Origin of the sequence: Halorubrum sp. Hd13 (genome assembly GCF_002252755.1) — an archaeon.
Lineage (GTDB): Archaea > Halobacteriota > Halobacteria > Halobacteriales > Haloferacaceae > Halorubrum.
Genome location: NZ_NHOY01000123.1, coordinates 1 through 21,261, shown reverse-complemented (window position 1 = coordinate 21,261; position 21,261 = coordinate 1). Strand labels below are relative to the sequence as shown.

General features: G+C 65.9%; 19 protein-coding genes, 2 tRNA genes and 4 pseudogenes. 15 read left to right on the top strand and 10 right to left on the bottom strand.

The window, feature by feature from the left end; all coding sequences use genetic code 11:
- Positions 1–31: 31 nt before the first annotated feature.
- A pseudogene (locus DJ81_RS17775) lies at positions 32–784 on the top strand (DNA mismatch repair protein MutL); the annotation flags it as partial.
- 29 nt (positions 785–813) lie between these two features.
- Here DJ81_RS17775 and DJ81_RS17770 read toward each other — a convergent pair.
- The 3 genes from DJ81_RS17770 to DJ81_RS17760 form a co-directional block, all read right to left on the bottom strand.
- On the bottom strand, positions 814–1,212 hold the full coding sequence (locus tag DJ81_RS17770) for a hypothetical protein (RefSeq protein ID WP_094590905.1): 399 nt from the start codon (positions 1,210–1,212) through the stop codon (positions 814–816).
- A gap of 250 nt (positions 1,213–1,462) precedes the next feature.
- A complete protein-coding gene (locus DJ81_RS17765) occupies positions 1,463–2,680 on the bottom strand; it encodes a mechanosensitive ion channel family protein (RefSeq protein ID WP_094590903.1) in 1,218 nt (405 codons plus the stop codon).
- Positions 2,681–2,773: 93 nt separating this feature from the next.
- Positions 2,774–4,201 carry a hypothetical protein gene (locus DJ81_RS17760; RefSeq protein ID WP_094590901.1) on the bottom strand — a complete coding sequence of 476 codons (1,428 nt, stop codon included), beginning with the start codon at positions 4,199–4,201 and terminating at the stop codon, positions 2,774–2,776.
- Positions 4,202–4,383: 182 nt separating this feature from the next.
- On the opposite strand from DJ81_RS17760, the gene DJ81_RS17755 reads away from it, so the two are divergent.
- Together DJ81_RS17755 and DJ81_RS17750 are read left to right on the top strand one after the other, a co-directional pair.
- Positions 4,384–4,537, top strand: a tRNA-Met gene (locus DJ81_RS17755).
- A 541-nt stretch (positions 4,538–5,078) separates the two neighbouring features.
- Positions 5,079–8,093 carry a BGTF surface domain-containing protein gene (locus DJ81_RS17750; RefSeq protein ID WP_094590899.1) on the top strand — a complete coding sequence of 1,005 codons (3,015 nt, stop codon included), beginning with the start codon at positions 5,079–5,081 and terminating at the stop codon, positions 8,091–8,093.
- 93 nt (positions 8,094–8,186) lie between these two features.
- On the opposite strand, the gene DJ81_RS17745 is transcribed toward DJ81_RS17750, so the two are convergent.
- Positions 8,187–8,549: a hypothetical protein gene (locus DJ81_RS17745; protein ID WP_094590897.1), complete on the bottom strand. Its 363-nt coding sequence runs from the start codon at positions 8,547–8,549 to the stop codon at positions 8,187–8,189.
- A 115-nt stretch (positions 8,550–8,664) separates the two neighbouring features.
- Here DJ81_RS17745 and DJ81_RS17740 point away from each other — a divergent pair, with 115 nt between their 5' ends.
- Together DJ81_RS17740 and DJ81_RS17735 are read left to right on the top strand one after the other, a co-directional pair.
- Positions 8,665–9,159, top strand: a complete 495-nt coding sequence (locus DJ81_RS17740) for an HPP family protein (RefSeq protein WP_094590895.1) — start codon at positions 8,665–8,667, stop codon at positions 9,157–9,159.
- Between the two features lie 62 nt (positions 9,160–9,221).
- Positions 9,222–9,689: an OsmC family protein gene (locus tag DJ81_RS17735; RefSeq protein ID WP_094590893.1), complete on the top strand. Its 468-nt coding sequence runs from the start codon at positions 9,222–9,224 to the stop codon at positions 9,687–9,689.
- 16 nt (positions 9,690–9,705) lie between these two features.
- On the opposite strand, the gene DJ81_RS17730 is transcribed toward DJ81_RS17735, so the two are convergent.
- Positions 9,706–10,848, bottom strand: a complete 1,143-nt coding sequence (locus DJ81_RS17730) for a zinc-dependent metalloprotease (protein ID WP_094590891.1) — start codon at positions 10,846–10,848, stop codon at positions 9,706–9,708.
- Positions 10,849–10,941: 93 nt separating this feature from the next.
- A complete protein-coding gene (locus DJ81_RS17725; RefSeq protein ID WP_141212622.1) occupies positions 10,942–11,244 on the bottom strand; it encodes a hypothetical protein in 303 nt (100 codons plus the stop codon).
- Between the two features lie 147 nt (positions 11,245–11,391).
- Here DJ81_RS17725 and DJ81_RS17720 point away from each other — a divergent pair, with 147 nt between their 5' ends.
- From DJ81_RS17720 to DJ81_RS17710, 3 genes are all read left to right on the top strand, one after another.
- Positions 11,392–12,456, top strand: a complete 1,065-nt coding sequence (locus DJ81_RS17720) for a M20/M25/M40 family metallo-hydrolase (protein WP_094522946.1) — start codon at positions 11,392–11,394, stop codon at positions 12,454–12,456.
- A gap of 145 nt (positions 12,457–12,601) precedes the next feature.
- Positions 12,602–12,676: transfer RNA gene (locus DJ81_RS17715), tRNA-Glu, on the top strand.
- Between the two features lie 166 nt (positions 12,677–12,842).
- Positions 12,843–13,154: a hypothetical protein gene (locus tag DJ81_RS17710; RefSeq protein WP_094590887.1), complete on the top strand. Its 312-nt coding sequence runs from the start codon at positions 12,843–12,845 to the stop codon at positions 13,152–13,154.
- A 191-nt stretch (positions 13,155–13,345) separates the two neighbouring features.
- Here the strand turns inward: DJ81_RS17710 and DJ81_RS17705 are convergent, their stop codons facing one another.
- Entirely contained in the window at positions 13,346–14,485 is a 1,140-nt protein-coding gene (locus DJ81_RS17705) for a nitrate/nitrite transporter (protein ID WP_094522966.1), read from the bottom strand.
- Positions 14,486–14,893: 408 nt separating this feature from the next.
- On the opposite strand from DJ81_RS17705, the gene DJ81_RS17700 reads away from it, so the two are divergent.
- Positions 14,894–15,733 carry a winged helix-turn-helix domain-containing protein gene (locus tag DJ81_RS17700; RefSeq protein ID WP_094590885.1) on the top strand — a complete coding sequence of 280 codons (840 nt, stop codon included), beginning with the start codon at positions 14,894–14,896 and terminating at the stop codon, positions 15,731–15,733.
- A 130-nt stretch (positions 15,734–15,863) separates the two neighbouring features.
- On the opposite strand, the gene DJ81_RS17695 is transcribed toward DJ81_RS17700, so the two are convergent.
- The 3 genes from DJ81_RS17695 to DJ81_RS17685 all read right to left on the bottom strand — a co-directional run bounded on the left by DJ81_RS17695 (position 15,864) and on the right by DJ81_RS17685 (position 18,199).
- Positions 15,864–17,000, bottom strand: a complete 1,137-nt coding sequence (locus DJ81_RS17695; RefSeq protein WP_249269157.1) for a hypothetical protein — start codon at positions 16,998–17,000, stop codon at positions 15,864–15,866.
- 262 nt (positions 17,001–17,262) lie between these two features.
- The gene (locus tag DJ81_RS17690) at positions 17,263–17,547 is read right to left on the bottom strand and encodes a hypothetical protein (RefSeq protein WP_094527769.1); all 285 of its coding nucleotides are present in this window, start codon (positions 17,545–17,547) and stop codon (positions 17,263–17,265) included.
- Between the two features lie 460 nt (positions 17,548–18,007).
- Positions 18,008–18,199: a hypothetical protein gene (locus DJ81_RS17685; RefSeq protein WP_094590883.1), complete on the bottom strand. Its 192-nt coding sequence runs from the start codon at positions 18,197–18,199 to the stop codon at positions 18,008–18,010.
- A 61-nt stretch (positions 18,200–18,260) separates the two neighbouring features.
- On the opposite strand from DJ81_RS17685, the pseudogene DJ81_RS17680 reads away from it, so the two are divergent.
- From DJ81_RS17680 to DJ81_RS17660, 6 genes and pseudogenes are all read left to right on the top strand, one after another.
- Positions 18,261–18,437: pseudogene (locus DJ81_RS17680) on the top strand (6-carboxy-5,6,7,8-tetrahydropterin synthase); the annotation flags it as partial.
- Positions 18,430–18,792 (top strand): annotated as a pseudogene (locus DJ81_RS17675) (IS4 family transposase); the annotation flags it as partial. The pseudogenes DJ81_RS17680 and DJ81_RS17675, both read left to right, overlap by 8 nt.
- A 206-nt stretch (positions 18,793–18,998) precedes the next feature.
- On the top strand, positions 18,999–20,306 hold the full coding sequence (locus DJ81_RS17670; RefSeq protein ID WP_212589855.1) for a glutamine synthetase family protein: 1,308 nt from the start codon (positions 18,999–19,001) through the stop codon (positions 20,304–20,306).
- Between the two features lie 221 nt (positions 20,307–20,527).
- A pseudogene (locus DJ81_RS17665) lies at positions 20,528–20,767 on the top strand (transposase); the annotation flags it as partial.
- Between the two features lie 26 nt (positions 20,768–20,793).
- On the top strand, positions 20,794–21,036 hold the full coding sequence (locus DJ81_RS20040) for a hypothetical protein (RefSeq protein ID WP_141212623.1): 243 nt from the start codon (positions 20,794–20,796) through the stop codon (positions 21,034–21,036).
- Positions 20,933–21,217: a hypothetical protein gene (locus DJ81_RS17660; RefSeq protein WP_394338296.1), complete on the top strand. Its 285-nt coding sequence runs from the start codon at positions 20,933–20,935 to the stop codon at positions 21,215–21,217. The genes DJ81_RS20040 and DJ81_RS17660 overlap by 104 nt, the downstream gene beginning before the upstream one ends.
- The last annotated feature ends 44 nt before the right edge of the window (positions 21,218–21,261 follow it).

The following is a 21,261-nucleotide window of genomic DNA, read 5'->3' as shown; positions in this document are numbered from 1 at the left end:
GTGGACTCGGAGATGTGTATAAAGGACAGACCCCGCGAAGCGGGAGGTCGGCCTGCGCGACGCCGACCGGGTCGCGGACGCGGTCGAGTCCGCGGTCGCCGACGCGCTGACGGGCGCCGACCTCCGGCGGAAGGCCGACGTCGACACCGGGATCGAGTCGGCGCTCGACCCGGTCGGCGGGGAGGCGGGCGGGCGTCTCGGGGCCTTCGAGGGGGCGGTCCCGATCGGCGTCTTCCGCGACCTCTACCTCCTCGTCGAGGCGGGCGAGGAGCTGCTCGTCGTCGACGGCCACGCCGCCCACGAGCGGGTGAACTACGAGCGACTCGCGCGGGCGTTCGCCGACGAGCAGGTGCCGACCGCGGCGCTCGACCCGCCGTCGACCCTGTCGCTGTCGGCGGACGAGGCCGCGGCCGCGGAGGCGCACGCCGACGCGCTCGCCGCGGTCGGCTTCGAGACGGAGCCGTTCGGCGGCGGGACGGTCAGGCTCAGGTCCGTCCCGGCGCCGTTCGGTCGCACCGCCGACGCGGACGCGTTCCGCGACACGCTCGCGACGCTCGCGAGCGGCGAGTCGCCGCGGGACGCACGGGAGGCGCTGCTCGCCGACTTGGCGTGCCATCCGTCGCTGAAGCGCGGGGAGATCGGGTCGTTGAGCCGAGACGAACAGCGCTCGCTCCTCGACCGACTCGGCGAGTGTGACCGCCCGTACGCCTGCCCGCACGGGCGGCCGACGGTGCTATCCGTCGACGAGGCGACGTTCGCGGCGGGGTTCGATCGGGACCGGTAATCGACCCGAGAGCCGCTCCGTGCGGCGACTCACCCCGATCGATGGCCGGTGGCCTGTCGCCGGAGGAGGTGCCCGCCGACCGCCGCGATCAGGACTCCGGTGCCACCGATCCAGCCCCGCTGTACCGCGTTCAGCGGCGTCGACCGCATCGACTGCAGTCGCGCGCTCCGGTACTCTCCGAGGGTGGTGTTCTCACAGGCTCGAACGTCGCTCTCGTTCAGCGGGACCGTCTCCATTCCCAGTCCCGTATCGACCAGTCGCGACTCCTCCGAGAGGTCCGCGCACTGCCGGGCGTACGCTTCGTAGTCCTCGCGGGTCACCGACGTCGTGGCTGCGGCGTAGACGAGTCCGCCGACGAGCGCCACGCCGATCAGGAGGGCTCCCAGTCCGACGACGACGTCCGACCAGTAAATCTCGCGCTCAACCATTATCCCACCACCCGAGCGGGGTCGGGGCGATTCGCGCCGACCGGCGGCGCTCACGAGACGCCCTGCCGGTCGCCGAGACGGACGTTCGGCCGCGACCGAGGCCGCTCATACCGTCTCTCGGACCGCCGGATGAAAAGAAGTTGCGCGGACCTCGGCGGTTCCACGCCGTCGTCGCTCGTCTCCGGGGCGTCCCGGCCGTTCGGACGAGGCGACCCGCGCCGACGTGGAGCCGGTCCGGGGCGGTGCGCCCTCAGGCCGGCCGGTCGCTCACGCGGCCGTCGCCGTCGAAGCGCTCGACGCGCTCGACGGTCTCGTCCGCCTCCGTCGTCTCGGGCGGGTACGAGACGGTCCGCTGCGGGTACGGGATGGATATCCCGGCGTCGGCGAACCGCTCTTGAATCAGCTCGACGGCGGACGCCTTCGAGCGCCAGCGCGCCTGCGGCGTCGGGGGGTCGATCCAGAAGCGGAGGTCGAGCAGGATCGCCGAGTCGCCGAAGCCGGAGGGAATGGCGTACGGCTTCGGGTTGTTGGCGACCGCGTCGATCTCGGTCAGGACCGCTTCCGCGATCTCGCTGGCGGCGTCGGGGTCGTCGTCGTAGCCGATACCGACCTCCATGTGGATGCGGAGCCGCCCCTCGCGGCTCCGATTCGTGATCGCCTGGTTGGTGACCAGATCGTTCGGGACGACGACGTACTCGCCGTCGAAGTTCCGCATGTGGGTGTTCATGATCGTGATCTCGGTGACGAACCCCTCCTGATCGCCGATCTCGACCCAGTCGCCGATCTCGAACGGGCGCGCGAACATCAGCACGAAGCCGGCGATGAGCGAGCCGAGGGTCTGCCTGGCCGCCATCCCGAGCACGATGCCCAGAAAGCCCGCCCCGACGAGCAGGCCGCCGAGGTTCACGCCCCAGATCCCGAGAACGGTGACGCCCGCGATCACGAGCAGTCCGACCTGCATGATCCGGGTGAGGAGCTGCTCCTGGTGGGCCGTGATGCGGTCGCTGTCGGCGGAGAGGTCGGCGACGTACTCCTCTAACACGTCGCTCGCGACGTAGGCGCCGCCGAGCAGCAGCGCCGAGAGGAGGGCCCGCCCGGCGACCGTCGCGGCGTTCTCAGCGACGGGAAGCACCGCGACGACGACCGAAAACTGCCCCCATAACGTCAGCACGGCGACGGCGGCGAGCGCGAACAGGGCGAGCTGGAACAGGCCGACGAGCAGCCGCAGGCCGAACGAGACGGGCACCGCCTCGCGGAGGGTCTCGATCGAGCTCTCTCCCCGACCGTCGAGGAAGCGCTCCAGCCACCCCGTGACGACTCGTTCGCCGGCGCGGACGACCCGCGGGAGGAGCAGCCAGCCGATCAGCGCCGTCAGGAGGAGGATGCCGACCGTCACGGCGAGGCGGGCCTCCGCGGTCACGACGCCGCCGAGCGCCGCGTCGAGGCGCGGGCCGAGCTGTGTGGTCACTCCCTGCCCCTTCGTCGTCGGATACAAAAATGCACCCCTACGGTTATCGGTTCGGAGAACTCGGCGAACCGCCCCGGACGGCGCGGACCGGTCTCAGCGGCCGCGTCGGAGCTCCTCGATCAGCTGTTCGATGAGCGCCGACTGCCGGTCGAGCCGCTCGGACTGCTCTTCGACGGTGCGGCGCAGCTCGGCGACCTCGGTCGCGAGGTCCTCGCCCTCGACGCCCGCGGTCTCGAACGGCGACCCGTCGAACGCGTCGTCGTCGGTCGGGACCGCCGCGTCTCCCGCCGCGGCCGGGTCAGCGGGATCGGCCGACGAGGCCTCCTCGACCGATGCGGCCTCATCGACCGATGCGGTCCGCTCCGCGGGCGGCTCTCCGGCGGCGTCGCCCGCGAGGTCGGCCCCGTCTCCCGGGCCGACGTCGACCGCCGGATCCTCGGCCGGGGATTCGGCCAGCGGGTCGGCGTCGACCGCGTGCCCCTCGGCGTCCCCGCTCGCGCCCTCGCCGGTCTCGCTCAGCGGGTCGGGGTCGTCGATCGGCTCAGCGTCGTCGATAGGGCCGGAGCCGTCGACCGGATCGCCTGTGGAACCGGGCCGGGCGTCGGTCTCGCCCGCGGACGCGGCCGCGGGCTCGGTATCGGTGGCGGCATCGGCTCCGGTCGCGGCGGACGGCTCGGCGTCGCCGACGCCCGCGGAGAGGGGGTCGCTCGCCGCGCCCGCGCCGCGCTCGCCGTCCGTCTGCGGCCCGGGGTCGACCCCCGTTTCGGCCGCCGCCTCGGCTTCCGCCTCCGCGTCGGCGACGGGCGACGCCGAGAGGGGATCGGGCCCCTCGCCGAAGTCGGTCGCGCCGTCGGCGTCCGCGTCGGCCTCGGACTCCTCGTCGTCGGCGACGGTGACGCGGAACTCCTCTAAGCTGTCGACGCCGTGATAGGCGCAGACGGCGTCGACGAGGGTCTCGCGGACCGCGCGCGCGGACTCGTTGGGGGCCTTGAAGCGCTCGGAGCGGCCGCCGTGGGCGAGCACGACCGCGGTCGCGACCGTCCCCTCCTCGAAGTCGAGGTCGGTGAGATCGGCGTACGGGAACTCCTCGAACTCGTCGTCCCACACGGCGGAGCCGACGTGTTTGACGAGTCGGTCGCTGGTGACGACGAGGGAGAGCTCCGAGAAGCGGAAGGTTCGGAGGACGGACTCGCCGGGGTCGGTGACGCCGGTCGCCGAGAGGACGCCGGCGAGGATCGGGTGGAGCGCCTCGTCGGCGCGCTTCGCCGGCAGCGAGAGGGTCTCGTCGCCGTCGAGGCCGTAGCCGAGGGTGAGTTTCGCCTTGCGGCGGCCCGTCGAGACCGCGATGCGCTCGACGTCGTGGGAGTACTCCGCGACCGACTCGTCCGACAGCAGCCCGTCGCCGCGATAGACGAGCGTCCGCGTCGGCGTCACCGCGAGCCGGTCGTCTCCCCCAAGCGAGACCGCGGCGACGACGTCCTCGTCGCCGACGGTCTCCGCGAGCAGGTCGGGAAGGCTCATGTCCCGGAGATTCGCCCCGTCCCGCATAAATCCGCGGGGTTCGATTCTCGGATCCCGAAACTCGCGGTGGTTCCGTCACCGACGCTCCCGTCGTCGCAGTCTGTCGCCGGACTCTGTTACCGCCTCACATCCCTCCGACGGATGGGAAGCTTAAAGGGTATCATCGCGGTACGGAACAGTGAGGCCGGGTGGCTTAGCTGGACATAGCGCCGCACTCATAGGGTTCGGAGATTCGGTGCGGTGACGCCTTGGAAGCGTCCGCGTCCTTCCCGTGGCTCCGCCGAGCCTCGGACCTGGGACATGCGGAGATCGTGGGTTCGGAGCCCACCCCGGCCACTATCTAAGTTCGTTACAACGGTCAGCCGCGGCGTTGCCTTCCGAGTGCGCTCTTCGAGGAAAATTCGACGACGGAGTGACAACAACTGAGGTAAGCCGTAGTTATCTCGCATTCAACTGTCCTTCGTCAGACGCTGGAGCGCCAATGGACGTATCGCCGTGACAGCGCAGTTCAGCGGTCGCTTCAGCGTTGCTTTGTGTTTCTCCTGCACGTACGCGCGCTAAGAACTGTCCCCATGATTTTGTCTCGATAGCGATATTTATACCAGTTCGCGACTCTCCGCGATCCCCGCTCAATCGCTGATCGGCCGTCTCAGGCCCCAACGAGCCATTGTGATGGGTTCACACACCCTACACACCACACAAAGTATTTATAGCGAACGGTGTATGTTCTGCTTGCAACCCCTACCCAAATAACTGCAGTACTGAGTACCATGCACCGAGTCCGGTCGCACTTTGATGATCCTGTCGGCGGCGACGAAGGTCGGGCGTCAGGTGAGGGGAAAGCTGCTGTGGTCGACGCAGACAACACACAACAACAATGACAAACGACACAAACTATCGCGGAAAGGCCAATGCGGTCTTCTTCGCGGCGGTCATGGTCATCTCCATGGTTGCAGCTGGCTTCGCGGCGGCGCCGGCAGCAGCCGTTGATGATCCGATGACTGTTAACGAGTTCTCGCCCACAGAAGTGGATGAGGACACGACGGTACAGCACACTCTGAACGTAACCGCTACTGGAGTTAGCAGCGCCTCAGGCCACAGCTATGAAGTGGAACTGCCCGCTGGTAGCTACAGCGGCACTCCTGTTAGCAGTATAAATTCAGTAACTAACGGCACTGGTGCTGACGTTTCCAGTGCTCTTGGTTCTCCCTCCGCCAATGGTGGCACACTCACTGTTCCCGTTGACACGAGTGGGGTTGACGCCTCCGAGCTCAACATTAACGTGACTGTCAGCGTCGACTTCCCGAACGTTGACGGTACTACCTCTGGTGCACTTAATGCCAGCTTCACCGACGCTGACGGGTCGGTTGGCTCCGTGCTCACCGATGAGGTCACCATCCGCGATATTGACGCTAGTGGCGCAACTGTCGAGGGTGACGAGAACTTCTCGTCCGGTGGCTCCTTCTGGGCTGGTCAAGAGCTCGGTCTGGTCATTCCGGACGGAGTTTCGTCCTCTGACGAGTTCGAGCTCCGCAGCTACGACCCGTCTGAAGACACTATCGGTACTGTTGAGGACGGCTTCGTCCTCGACAATGACCGTAACGCTACGGTCGACACCGATGGTCTCGAGGGTGACTACATCCTCGTGAACGCGAACAACCGGAACCAGGCTATTCTCTTCGACAACGAGGATGGCGTGGCAACCGGTACGACGACCGACTCCAATAACTACGACGGCGCCTCCTTCCAGGTCAGCACGCAGTCGCTGAGCACGGAGTTCGACGATGACTCGGCCGGAAACGACGGTGCGTCTGCGACGGCGGATCTCGAGATCGACTCGAACCGTCCGCAGTCCGACATCATCGTCTCCTCGTCGAGCTTCGACCAGGACGAGCTTAACGACATCTTCGGGACGGACGGTGACTTCACTACTGTCACCTCCTCGGACGAGATTGAAGACGAAGAACTCCTCCTGACTGGAGTTAACGACGGCGACTACGTGACGAACTTCACCGACGTCGACCCCGGTGACTACGAGTTCGACTTCGAGGTTGCTGACAGCACGGCTGAAGACACCGCCTCGATCAACGTGACCGACACCGGCGCCGGCGAAGTCAACATCGTCAACGGCAGCCTCACCCAGCAGCAGGGTGACGTTGTCGAGTTCACCGTCGAGGCCGACGGTGCGACCGACGAGGGCTACGTCGTCATCGGGAACGAGGAGGACTTCGGCTACCAGGCGAACGTCAGCATCGACGACTTCGGTGACGACGACGAGATCACTCTCGCGTTCAACACCTACACCGCTGGCAACAGCAACCCGGTCAGTGTCGTCGACACCGACGACGATGACGACGACATCACCTACGAGGGTCAGTCCAACCTGAACGACATCCTCGCCACCGGCAACTACGACATCTCCTCGAGCGCTCAGACGGGGTCCGACGCGGCAGAGGACACCATCGGTAGCGCCGACGACGTCGCGACGCTCTTCATCGAAGAGCGGTCGACGGACGGCGTCCAGACGTGGACCGCCTCCAACGACAACGCTGACGAGGTTCTCGACGCTGACGAGGACGAGCAGGTTGACACCCTCACCAGCGCTGTTGAGAACGACCTCATCACGCAGAGCGACGTCAGCGCGTACAACGACGTGAGCATCCACCAGATCAGCGCGAGCGGTCTGGAAGGTGCACTCGAATCGACCAACGACGACCCGGCAGCTGCACTCGCTACGCTGGCTACGACGAACGTGTCGAACACGCTCAACGGCGACACCGCCGTTGACCTGACCGTCGAAGAGACGGCCGACAGCGCGGGTCCGAACCAGAACCGCCGTGTTGTCGACCTCACGCAGACTGACTTCGACGTTGTCGTTGACGACGAGAACGACGACTACTACGTCCTCTTCGACACCGCTGACGTCACGTTCACGAACGGTGACGACATGCCGGACGACGAGGACATCAACTTCGACGTCGAGTTCACGGTGCAGGACCAGCGGCTCCTGAACCCTGACGACGATGTCGACGCTGACGAGTTCGAAGACTCCTACAACACGGTGTCGACGCCGTTCTCCATCGAGGAGCGCACGGCGAGCTTCGACAACGACCCGACCAACGTGACGAACGCCGAGGGTCAGTCCGTGACCGGCACGACGAACGTCGCGCCCGGGACGGAGTTCACCGTTCGCGCCCGCTCCGACAGCGACACCCAGCCCTCGTTCGTCCGCGCTGACGACGAGGTCATGGTGACCGCTAACGGAACGTGGGAGGCTTCCATCGACTTCAGCGACACGTCTGTTGGTGACGGTTACACCATCAGCGTGACGCAGCTCAACCTGAACGACGCCGTTGAGGTTGACGGCACGGTCGTCGAGCAGGTTCAGGCCCCCGCGACCTTCGAGGTCTCGGACCTGAGCCCGAGCTCGGCCACCGCCACGGCTGGTGACTCGGTCACGGTTTCGGCCACGATCGAGAACACCGGCGAAGCCGAGGGCACCCAGTCTGTCGCGCTCACGCTTGACGGCGACGAGCTCGACAGTCAGGAAGTGACGCTCGGCGGCGGCGAGACCACCACGGTCGAGTTCACGGCCGACACGTCCGGCCTCGACGCTGGTGACTACGAGCACGGTGTCTCCACCGACGACGACGAAGCGACCGGTACGCTCACCATCGAAGCCGACGGCGGCATGGATGGTGACGACGGTGGCGACGGCGACGACGGTGGCGACGGCGACGACGGCGGCGACGGCACTGACGGCGAAGACGGCGGCGACGGAGAAGACGGTGGCGACGGCGGCACCGACGACTCCACGCCCGGCTTCGGCGCGCTCGTCGCGCTCGTTGCCCTCATCGCGGCTGCGCTCCTCGCTACGCGGCGTACCGAGTAACGCAGCAGCGATTCACCACGCTCGCTAACCATCGGCCCTCGCGGGCCGACCCCTTGCGGCACTTCTTTATTTGACTCACGCGCTCAGCGACAGCTAGCGTCGTCGCTCGCGACCGCACTGGCCGGAGAGTGACCGTCCGGGGACCGGCGATGTCGCCGATTCGGTCGCGTCGACCGCACACTCCCTCAGCGTAGCCTGAGCGCCGACAGCGCCGCTAAAATGAGCGGGAACACGGCGAAGAAGGCCGAAGACGCCGGCGAACGTCCGCACGGCGATGAGCGTCGCGTCGCGCCAGCCGAGGCCGGCGAGGCGGCCCTCGGAAAAGAGGATCACCGCCGTCACGGAGCAGAACGCGAGCGCCCAGAGCACGGCCCCGATCCGCCGGAGCTGCGCGTCGTCGACGCTCGCGGTCGGCCCGGCGAACGGGTCGCCGCCGCGGGGCCGCGAGTCGTCCATACCGACTAACACTCGCGGATTGACATATAGCGTTCCGTTTGGTAAGTCGATTGTCATTCGGATTTATCTCTCGGCGGTCGAAACGCCTACGGCCCCCGACTGCGTCGGCGACCGTATGCAAGCGCGTGACCTGATGGAGGCCGAGGTGAAGACGGTCGCCCCCGACGACGACGTCGCCGACGCGTTCAAGAAGTTCGCCCGCTACGAGTTCAGCGGCTTCCCCGTCGTCGACGACGAGGACCGCGTGGTCGGCGTCGTCACCGAGTCGGACCTCGTCGACCTCTTCGAGCCCGACGACGAGACGCTGTGGATCCCGATCGGGCTCCCCCCGTTCGTCGACACGCTCACGTATCAGGTGAAGGCCCCGTGGGGAGACCTCGACCTGGGCGTGGACATGATCCGGAACGCCGACCGCCCAATCGCCGACGTGATGAGCACCGACGTGGCGACGGTGACTCCCGACGCTCCGATCGACGACGTGCTCGACCTGCTCGTCGGCGACGACCCCGACATCAATCGAGTTCCGGTCGTCGACGACGACGGCCGGCTCGTCGGAATCATCGCCCGGCAAGACGTCATCCGGGCGTTCCGCGACAAGCGACTGGCGTAGCCGGTCTCTCGACGTGAGAACGCTCCCCCGCGTTGATATTCGAGCGCCGCGTACCGGCGCGTATGAGCGACACGTCCCAGCAGACCGCGACGTTCGACGCCCGCACCGAACTGGAGGAGGGGACCCGGGTCCGCGCGGAGACCCGCCACTTCGAGTTCGTGATCGACGAGCCGGAATCGCTCGGCGGCACCGACGCGGGCCCCAATCCGGTCGAGTACCTGCTCGGCTCGCTCGGCGGCTGTCTGAGCATCGTCGGCCGCGTCGTCGCGGACGAGATGGAGATAGAAATCGCCGAACTGACCGTCGACCTCGAGGGCGACCTCGACCCGGCGAAGTTCCAGGGCGCCGACGTCGACTCTCGTGCCGGCTTTCAGGAGGTCCGCGCGTCGGTTCAGGCGGAGCTGCGATCGGGAGACGGCGACCCGGTCGACGACGAGACCCGCGAGGAGTGGCTCGCTCGCGTCGAGCAGCGGTGTCCGGTGAGCGACAACCTCGGCGGCGAGACGCCGATAGCGCTCGACCTGTCCTGATCCGCGGCGTCGGCCGTCACGGGTCGACCCGCGTCAGCCACGCCTCGGGGTCGTCGAGCTCGGACGCGGTCGGGAGATGCTCGGGGCGTTCCCAGACGGCGCCCGCGGCCTCGATCCCTCGGGCGTCGGCGACGTGGCGGAAGAAGGCGGCGCCCCGCTCGTACTGGCGGCGCTTCATCCCCAGCCCGAGCAGGCGCTGCGCGAGCTGACGGATCGGCCCGCCGCCCCCGCGGCGCTCGTCGAGCTTGCGCCGCAGGTCGGCGTACTCGTCGTCGAACGCGCGGTCCATCAGCACCTCCGCGTACCCTTCGACCGCCGTCATCGCCGCCTGAAGCTCCGCGAACGCCTCCGTGTCCAGCCCGCCGATGGTCACCTCGCCGGCGGTGAGCCCTTCGACGCCGCGCTCGACGCGCGACTCGAGGTACTCCGGGAGCCACGGCGCCGCGCCGAACTCGGCCGCGTGCGTCACCTCGTGGAAGGCGATCCACCGGCGGAACCGGGGGTAGTCGACGTCGAGCGTCGCCGCGACGCGCACGATGTTCGGGTGGACGAAGTAGAGCCCGTGGTCCGCGTCCGGCTCGTCCGCGAGCAGCAGCGGGTCGTACTGCCCGAGCACGTTCCGCGCGAGGAAGCCGAGCGCGAACGCCATCGTCCCGGTGTTGGCGATCCGCGAGACGTCGCGCGAGAACGCGGCTATCGGACCGCCCGGGCCGCCGAAACCGTCGATTTCACCGGAGCCCCCGGCACCGCCGCCGCTCCCTTGCCCTCCGCCGAACGGATCCGGGACCCGGTCAAGCGGACCCTCGCTCGTCCAGTCGCCCTCTGCGGGCCGCCCGTCGCCGGGAGCGCTCGCCTGCCCCGTCGCCGCCGCCTCGATCGGCGCCATCACGTTCCGGAACGTGTCGACGCTCGCGTCGATCCAGTGGTGACGATTCTGCACCTCGATCTCGTCGGGCACGTCGAACGCGATCCCCGCGACCTCGCCGAGCCGCGTGCGGGCGTCGCGGACGTCGGCGGCGTACCCCTCACGCTCGCCCGGTGTGAGCGCGACCGAGCCGGGGTCCGTGCTCGCCTTCGCGGCCGCCGCGGCCCGGTCCCAGTCGACGACGCCGGTGCCGGACGCCTCGGAGACCGCGCGCAGGCTTCGGAGGATGTCCATACGAAGGAGACGGGTGCGCGCCTCAAATCGCTTGCGTCGGTTCGGAGACGAGCGCCCGCGTTGGTTCGGCGGCGAGCGCCCGCGTCGATCCGGTCACTCGTCGCCGGCGATGCCCGACGGGACCTCCTCGTCGCCGCGGAGCTTCGCGACGCCGACCGCAATTGCGACGAGCGCGCCGAGCGCGAGCAGGAGACCGGCGACCGATCGCGCCGAAACGCCGCCGTCGGAGTCGTCGTCGGTGGCGTCGGCGTCCGCCTCCGCTTCCGCCTCCACCTCTGCTTCCGAGTCGGCGTCCGTCGCGGACTCGTCGCCCGCATTGAACAGGTCGAACGGCCCGATCTCGATGTCACCGTCGCCGAGGTGGATCTCCAACAGCGTGACTGACGAATCTGCCATATCCCGTCGTTCGCACGGCAACGATTTAGGCGTGGCGGCGCGGTCGCCGGCTGCCGGTGCGGTCTCGTCGCTCGCCCGCCCGAGGAAACCGTTCCGACGAACGCGCGGACCGGCGCTTTCTTGACCGGCGCCCGGTCACTCGCGTGCATGCACGAGAGCGGCCGGACGTTCCTCGACGACCTGCTCGCGACCGCCAGTCCCTCCGGGTTCGAGACCCCGAGCCAGCGGGTCTGGGCCGACTACGTCCGAGGGTTCGCGGACGACGTCTCCGTCGACGCCTACGGCAACGCCGTCGCCGTCCACCGGGGCGACCCCGACGCGCCGACGGTCGCCCTCGCCGGCCACGCCGACGAGATCGGGTTCATCGTTCGCGACGTTCTGGACGACGGATTTCTCCGGATCTCGCGGATCGGCGGCGCCGATCGCACCGTCTCGAAGGGCCAGCACGTCACGGTCCACGCCGACGAGCCCGTCCAAGGCGTGATCGGCCAGACCGCGATCCACCTCCGGGATCAGTCGGACGAGGAGTACGAGGAGATCGCCGGACAGTTCGTCGACATCGGCGCGACCGACGCCGCCGAGGCCCGCGAGCACGTCGAGGTCGGCGACCCGGTCACCTTCTCGACTGACTGCGAGGAGCTGGTCGGCGACCGGATCGCCGCCCGCGGGATCGACAACCGCACGGGGACGTGGGCGGCCGCCGAGGGGCTCCGCCGCGCGGCCGACCGCAACGCCGACGCGACCGTCTACGCCGTCTCCACGGTCCAAGAGGAGGTCGGTCTCCGAGGCGCTCGGATGGTCGGCGTCGACCTCGAGGACGTCGACGCGTTCGTCGCCGTCGACGTCACCCACGCCACCGACAACCCCGACGTCGACCGCGAACGCCAGGGCCCGGTCGAGCTCGGCGCCGGCCCGGTGATCGGCCGCGGGAGCGCGAACCACCCGTCGCTCGTCGCCCTCGCTCGCGACGCTGCGGAGGACGCCGACGTCCCCGTCCAGCTGCAGGCGGCGGGCTCCCGGACCGGCACCGACGCCGACGCCTTTTACACCGCGCGAGGCGGCGTCCCGTCGCTCAACGTCTCGATCCCGAACCGGTACATGCACACGCCCGTGGAGGTCGTCGATCTCGACGACCTCGACGCCGTCGCCGATCTGCTCGCGGCCGTCGCCGACGGCGCGACCGAGTCGGCTCCGTTCGCCGTCGACGTTTGAGCGCCGCGTCGTCCCGCGTTCTCGGCCCGTCAGTCTCGCCTCGGTCGGGAGACCCCGAGTCACGGTAAACCGGCGCACGGCACCGTCGAAACGGAACTGTTTTACAATATCCAATCGTATCCGAAAATGCGTCGAACAGGCGTGCGCTCTGGTAGTGTAGTCCGGCCAATCATATTGCCCTCTCGAGGCAATGACCGGGGTTCAAATCCCCGCCGGAGCATCCTTTTGCCGTCGTCGTCCTGCGATTTCGAGCCCGTGGACTGATCAAAACCCAAGTGGCTCACCACTACTGTGACGCTGGCTGTCGGGACACCCCGACGCAGTACAGCGATTAGAAACATTTGCCCTGCAATCCGACTCGCAGGACGCTCACGGAGGGTCCAGCGATGGATCTGAGCGAGTTCGCCGTCGTCCCGGAACCGACCGCCGAGCGGCTCTCCCAGCGGCAACGCGTCGATTACCGGACCGAACGCGAAGCCGCGATCAAGTGGTTGCTCGCGTTCGGCATCGGCTCGAAGAAAGCGAACGGGTACGCCGAAACCACCGTGCAAAACCGCATTTACCGGATGGACCAGTTCTACCGATACGTGTGGGACACCGAGAACCGGTACACGACGGCCGTGACACACGATCACGCCGACGCGTGGATGCAGGAGCTCGCGTACGCCGACTGTAGCGACACGCACCGTGAAGTGTGAGCACCCGCACTGCCCCGGGCATACCCGACACGAAACCTGCAAGGACTCACGTTCTCAGGGTGACCAGCAACAGCGTAGCACTCGCAGTTCCGCGACCCCGAGCCGAGAACCCCGACAAGGTCGGTCACGCCACGATCGGCAGGACCGACGATATCCAGCCACCCTCACCGTCACGCTACAGGTGATCGTGGTTACGCCGTCTCTGACTCCGGCGCGAACCACGCCAAGAGCGTTCCCAGCACTCCGAGGACGCCAGCGACGAGAAACGCCGTCTCGTAGTTCGACGCTTCGATGAGCCGCCCCGCAGCGATCGGCGCGAGAAACGCCCCTGCAAGGCCAACGCTCGTGAGGAACGCCACAGCCGTCGCGGCGACAGCCGGCGCAACCAGTTCACGGACGTACGCGAACACCAGTCCGAGACACAGCTGGATCGCGAACCCGGCAACAAGCAGCGCCGCGACCACAACAGGAACCGTTCGAATCGTTGTAAACCCCGCGATGACCGGCGTCGCCACGAGAAACGACAGCAACACGACCGGGCGGCGACGACCGCCGAACAAGATATCCGAAAGCACGCCGCCAGTCACCCGAGAAACCACACCCACAGCCGGAAACAGCGCGACGAGCGCACCACTCAACTCCAACGACAACTGCAAGTCCTCCGTGAGATACGACGGCGCCCAACTGTTCACGAACAGATACAGCGCGTACCCGAGAAACCCGAGCACGCCGACCGTCCAAACGCGGCGATCCATCACAACACGGCCAAGATCCGCGAGCGTCGGCGCCGCAGTCCCGGTCGCGTGTCCACTGCCGCGGCTCATCGGCCAGAAAATCAGTAGCCCCACGCACGCGATGCCCGTAAAAACCGGGAAGATCGCCGGCCATCCGAACTCCTCGGCGACGATGGGGCCGGTAACCTGCCCGATAGCGAACCCGACCGGCCCGCTCGCCGTGAACGTCGCCACGGCCGTCCCCTGCCTCGCAGGATCAAACGACCGCCCGACGATATCGATCCCCGCGTTCCACACGACAACGTAGGCAACCCCACCGAGAACGCGTGAGGCGACGAGCGACCAATACGCGCCACCGGTCGCGGCCCACCACCCCCACGCGCCGGCAACGAGCAAGAGCCCGACCGCCACCGCGATGGCGTACCGGGAGTTCGTCCGGTCGAGCACAACCCCAACGGGAATGCTCGCGAGAACCGCCGTCCCGAACAGGACACTCACGAGGAGGCCGGCCTCCGACGCGCTCACCCCTAACGACCCTCGAATAAGCGGCGTCACGCTCGCCGGGACGAGCTCGTACGCGGCAAGCGACACGGACATCAGAATCGCGCCCGCGAGCACCCCCCAGCGAGCACGATCGCTCGTCACGGCCGTCGTCGCCTCACCCGCAGTACCTTCACCCGACACGCCCCCCCTGTTCCCCCCGCCGTCTTATCAACATGGCGCGATCCGTTCGACCCCTCGACCGCCGCACTGAACCGCTTGTCCTCCACCCGCGCTGACCAGCCATCTTTTCCGAAGCCAGTGGCGAATCAACCGGGGGTACCACTCCGTTACTTGACAGACACCAACAATTAAGTAGGATATTTGCCATATGCAGGTAATATCGGGTAGTTACCCCGCTGAGACGGCAACAGCCGGGGATTCGACGGATCCGCAGGCGGATGTTGGACGCGCAGCGTGTTCGCAGACGGGGTGGCCGCGACAACCACGATCGGGTGATTACGCATGGATTCAGTGTGTCAATTCGTCACGGCATCATCGATCCGGGAGGACATCGTCCGGCTGCTCGCGAACCAACCGCAGCCGACACCGAAACTGATCGAGAAGCTTGACGCCTGCCGCTCCGGCGTCTACAAAGAACTGGCGAATCTCAAACAACGCGGCGCGCTCGCCGAGGCCGAAGACGGCTGGCAACTGACCGCGTGCGGACAACTCGTGACGGACACGATCGCACGTCGGCAGGCGACCGAAGCGTTCCTCGACGAGGACATCGAGTACTGGCAACACCACGACCTCGAACTGCTGCCCGACCAGTTCCGGCGACGGTTACCCGATATCCGCGAGTACGACGTCGTTCGCGGCGACATGCCGGCCGCCGACAAACACGTCTCCGCGTTCGTTTCACGAATCGAAGCCGGCGAGGAACCGGACGTCCTCGCCCCGGTCTTCGTCCGAGGCCTCGACGACGCCATTCCGGACGATCCAAACACCCGGGTGCTCGTTACAAGTGAGGTCCGCGACCGGCTCCTCGGGACCGTCGGGAGCGAACCCGAACGAGAGCGAGCGTTCCTGAACGCCCAAGTCAGAGTCGTCTCCGCCGATTTCGGCCTCGGTCGCACCGCCAACTCGCTGTGTCTCGTCTTCCCGAGCCGGGGTGACGGGGAGTGGCGAGCGACGCTTGTCTCGGAAACGAACGCGGCGATTCAATGGGGAGAGGAACTCTTCGAAGCGCTGTGGGCGGATGCAGACCCCATCGACGAGCCCGAGGAGGACTCGTTTGAGCTGACCGGGCGACGCGGCATGGTCGGCCGAACCAGATCCAGCGATTCACGGTCACCGTACTAACCGAGCGGCTCCCCTCGTCTCACCCTCAACACACCAACCGGTGGGCGCGGCCCGTCGCCGTCTGGCAGGCGCTTCGGGGCCGGCACCGCGGACGTGTCGCCGCACCTAGCCGGCTGTGTCATGCTGCGTCTCAGACGGTCCCCGGGATCCAGACGCCGGTCGGGACGATGCCCGCAATGTGGAGGACACCCACCAGGACCGTCCAGACGACGATGGAGATCGCCGGCGGGTCGAAGTGGGTCCGGCCGTGAGCGTAGAAGATCCGCTGCCCTACTTCACCGATCAGCGCGGCCAGCACCCCGAAGAGCCCGGCGGCGACCAGCGCAGCCCCGGCTGAGAGTCCCGCGAGGGCTGCGTCACCCGACGCGGTCAGAGCGACGAACACCGTCCCGCCGGCCAGCGTCATGTGGTGTGTCGCCGGGACCTTCTCGACCCCGAGGTTCAAGAACAGCAGCGACGCGGCACTGATCCCGAACCCGAGGAACGGACTCCCGGTCCGGAACGCGACGTACCCGGACGCGAGACCCGCCACGAGGCCGATCGCGGCCACTTGGTGCCACTTGTACATGTGTCCCAGCCACGGCTCGGTAGCCAACCACTCGGCTTTCGGGACGCCACCGTTTTCGACGCGGTTACCGCCGGCGACCGGCTCACCGCCGTCGGTGACCGCGCCGACCTTCTCGCCGTGTTCGAACGGGCTCATGTCGAGGATGTTACTGCCGCGGACGTCGCCGATGATGTCGTAGCCGAACGCCACCCGGTGGACGACTGCGCTGGCACAGATGGCCAGCGGGATCGGGTCAACCGGGACCAGCAGCTGCCGGGAGAGTTGCTCCACCGCGATACCGAACAGACCGAACACGCCACCGACCGCCAGCACGTCGACCTTGCATCCGAGCGCGGTCGCGATGTCCTTGCCGTTGTGGTAGCCGTCTTCGGCCCCGATGTATCCCTTCTTCCCGGCGTACGCCGCCGCGGCCGCACCCCCTGCAAAGGAGATGTGCGGTCCAAACACGTGCCCGAAGCCGATACCCACGAGTCCGACTGAATCACCTGTCGGCGCCCCAATGACGCCTGCCGCGGCGCCGGCGATGACGAGGAAGCCGGTGAACGCGAACGCCGGTAGCGCACCGATAGCCGCCCCGAACGCACCGCCGGCGAACGCGCCGAGCCATATCGGGGGGTCGCCGAGCGCGTCGAAGACGGCGTCGAACGACCCGCCGAAGGCACCCTGCAGGACCACCTCAGTGGTCACGTCGATGGGCATACTCACTCACCCCCTGCCTCATCGACCGTCGTCTGCCCATGGGGTTCGAGAGCCGTGTCGTGCTCTTCCCGTGGCGGTGTCCGTTCAGCTGCACAGTACCTCGTCCCGTCGTTTCGGGATTCCCCGAGCACACGTGTGTGATCACGAGGCATACCGATATCATTGACAGACACACACATTAAATTACTGTCAATTACGAATAGACCTATAGAGCGCAGATAGAACGATTTACACCGCGTACAACGATCTATTCTTCATAAAATCAGACATATATTATAAGCGAGAAATACGTTGCCGCCGCGAGCAGTAGTTCCTCTTCTTTTGGAGACGGCAGTGGGACCAAATCGAGTATGTTCGCAATGACCGGTGTCACCTCGAAGTTGAACCCGTCTTCTTCCGTGTACGCGGCGACGAGAAACTCAGCGTATGCAAGCAGTGACGTTTCGACGGATTCCTCAGCGAGAACCGCCTCAACCTCCTCACTCAGCCAATCATCAGGTTTCGTCACGGCGAAGAGAAAATCGGTTTCGACGTACGTCGCCGTCACGTATTAGACTCCTCCGCGGTTTCTCGGCGAGACTCCTCCGTGATCGCCGCTCGCGCATCTTCACGAAGCTCATCAATATCCTTCCCCCGATACCACCGGCCCCGAACCGATCCCGGTGCTGTGAAGCCTTGCCAGCGGCCGTATAGTCCCGACTGAGAGATCAACCGACTTCGATATCGGTGTGAACGAGGCGACGATCAGATGGATACGCAGTCCGAATGATCCGTTCGGGACGGTAGTGAGGGCGCGTCGGACTCGTCGTGAGCATCATCATGAGCGCCTGCGGGAGTCTCTTCCTCGGGACACCGACAGACGAGAGCGTTACGCAACGACCGACACAGACCGCCGAGGTCAGTGAAGACTGAAACGGACTGGTGTCGGTCTCTATTGTTACCAACATCAACAACCCGATTATCTTCCACTCAGTCTGACGATTTCGCTCGGTGAAAGTGAGACCCGTCTACGCAGTCAGCTTGATACCGTGGCCTGCCGCGGCGACGTACCCGAGGTCGACTTCAGGGAGATGCGCGTGTGCTTGGGTGATGCCGCGAGCGACGTCTGCGTCACCTGGGTTGGTGTTGTGGCCTTTCGCTTCGATGACGGTGACAGGTGTTGTGGCGGCGTCACCGTTCAACGCGTCGGTGGCCGGCATGCCAACACCGAGTAAATCGGGTTCGCTCGCGTGGAGTCGGATCGTGTTGCACGATGCGAGCCGGTTCCTCGTCGAGGAGGGCGATCCCCTCGTCGACGCGTTCGAGGGGTCAGGTGACGGCGACGCGCTCGTCGTGTTGGACCACCCGCCGACGGCAGAGGTGATGAGTGTCCTCCTCGAAGAACGGATGCTCGACGCGTTCCCGGACACCGTCTCGGACGTGTCGGTAGGAAGTTGAGTTGGTGTTCCGCGAGTTGAAGACGCAGTACAACCTGGATGAATTCGACACGAGAAACGAGCATGTGGTGAAGATCCTGTTGTACGTAGCGATACTCTTGCCGCCTCTGAGCCGTGATATGTTGGATCTGGTCACTGACCAGGCGGATGAGGAGATTGTGTTTCCAACAGAGCGCTGGGCGGCGACCTTTCGGTCGCACGCCCAGCTCATCCGCCACGAACTCGGCGAGTATCTCGGCTACTCGCCACCGCCGCTGTTGGAGCGGCTGATCGAGGACGCACAGAAGATCCATAAGCAACGACCGACCTTACAAGAGACGGCCGCTACAGCTACGCAACCGAGGTGTGAGTCTTAACTAAAGGCGAATGCCACTGTCTCCTTACGATCTCGCGGTCGCTCATCTACTCAGGTCGGTAAATTATTGTACCTTGGTAGTAACCTGCACTCAGACGGGGCTATATATCGAATGAGACGGAATAATATACAGCGATTGATTCGTGGAGGAGGTGCCCTCGGGGAATTGGATCATGAGGGGCAACTCCGAGAGGTGGAGATTCACAGATGAGCGCTGCGACCGACCGAATGGTGGAGTTGGTAGAGAACCCCGCGATTGAACACGTCTTCATCGAGTTCGCCGACGTCAACGGTATCTCCCGGTCGAAGCAGCTCACCGCGGACACCTTCCTCGATAAGTGGGAGGACGGGTTCTCGATGAACCTCGTGGTGTTGGCCCAGACACCGCGCAATCACGTCCCAGAGGGCTCCGGACTCGGCGTCGAGACTGGACATGGCGATGGGGTCGTCCACCCGATTCCCGAGACCGTGACACGGCTGCCTTGGCGAGAAAACGCCGTCCGGGTCCTGTGCGCGTACTACCACGAGGGTGAGCGACTAGCGTGCTCGCCGCGGGCGGTCCTGGAATCGGTGCTCTCGGCCAACGACTTCGAATTCGACTTCTACAGCGGGAGCGAACTCGAATTCTACCTCCTCGAAGAGGGTCCCGATGGCAACTACGTCCCGGCTACAGACGGCAGCTTCGAATGCGTCTCGTGGGCGACGGAAGAGATCTCTGACTTCTACGACCAGCTCGTCGAATGGGCTAGCGACTACGGAATCGATCTCACGGCGATTCACCACGAGCACGGCCCCGGCCAGTTCGAAGTGCTGTTCGACTACGGCAGACCACTGGAACAGGCGGAAACGACCTTCGATTTCAAGCGGCTCGTCAAGCAGGTTGGCAGGAGCTTCGATCAGTGGCCGACGTTCATGGCCAAACCCTTCGCCGACCAATCTGGTAGTGGCTATCACATCCACGTGAGTGCGTTCGACGACCGGGAGAACGTCTTCGAGGCCGACGCGGGCGGTACGCTCTCTGAGCGCGGCCGCCACTTCGTCGGCGGCCTAATGGAACACGCCGATTCGCTGGTCGCGCTCGGCACGCCGAACATAAATGGATTCAAGCGGTTCGAGCCGAACTCGTTCGTCCCTTACACCGCCTCGTGGGGGTACGATAATCGAATGACTGCGGTTCGCGTCCCACCGGGAGATGCCCGTCTGGAGGGACGGATTGCCAGCGCTGACGCCAATCCCTACCTCGTCATCGCCGGGACGATTGCCGCAGGCCTCGACGGGCTCCGACGTGAGCTGGAGCCAACGGCGCCAATCGAGAATGATCCGACCGGCGACCGCCCCGAACTCTCTCGTTCGCCCGAGCTTGCCCTTCGGGCGCTTGAGACGGACGACGCGCTTGTCGAACTCCTCGGCGAAGACTTCGTCCGTATGTTCACAGCCTCGAAGCGGTGCGAGCTGCAGGCGTTCCGGGATCACGTCACCGACTGGGAACGCGACCAGTACGTGAAGACGATATAGAAATTCAATCGAACCGTCGATTGCGACGGTCGAATGGTAGTCGGGACCTGAGTCAAACAGGCCCGTCTGGCGGTAATTCCCCTTACTCATCACTTCGTACGGGCGTTTGACTCTTCGTTCTACGCGGCAGTACGGGATACTAGCGTAATACAGAAATGCTGCTTCGACGTACCGCCCCGCCGGTGTATCCGGGGACCACTCCTCGTTAGGGTACTTATTACCCAAACCGGAAGCAGGCCAAGCTGCTTGACTGGGAGCTTGATCTTCCGATCTTCCACTAGACGATCTACAACTTGACCACGCGGGTCGCGGACCGGCTGCGACCCGCATTCAACGATGTCAATGAGAAGATTCGGGGGAATGAAGTCGTCTACTGTGACGAAACAGGCTTTCCGGTTGACGGAGACCAACACTGGGCGTGGACGTTCGTCACTGAGCCAGACGTGGACTCAATGATTGACATCCTCCTCCGCCTGATGGCGGAGGGATCCCGAGCGGTGGGAGTGTAAACGCATTCAATCGATACAAACCGGACGGGTTCGCACCGCACAGCGCCTGCTGCGGGGATGACGACCGTACCGCGTCGATCAGGGTTCCCTCGGGCACGACACGCATCGAAAAACCGGATTCCGACTGCCGACGCGAATCCGTATCTCGTCGCCGCTGCGACGCTAGCGCCCGGATACGACGGGATCAGACGAGACCTCGATCCCGGGCCGCCAACGGATGATGGTGACTTGCTTCCCCAGTCACCGAGAGAGGCCCTGGCAGCGCCCGAAGCAAACGATGCTATGGCGGACCTACTCGGCGACCTGATTCGAGGGTACGCGGCGAGCAAACGCAGAGAGCTCCGGTCGTTCGGTGAAACGGTGACGGAGTGGGAGCGGGCGCAGTACGTTGGGACGCTGTAGATCCGTTTTAGGCCTGCTCGTCGGGGCAGTGTTGAGATAAGGTC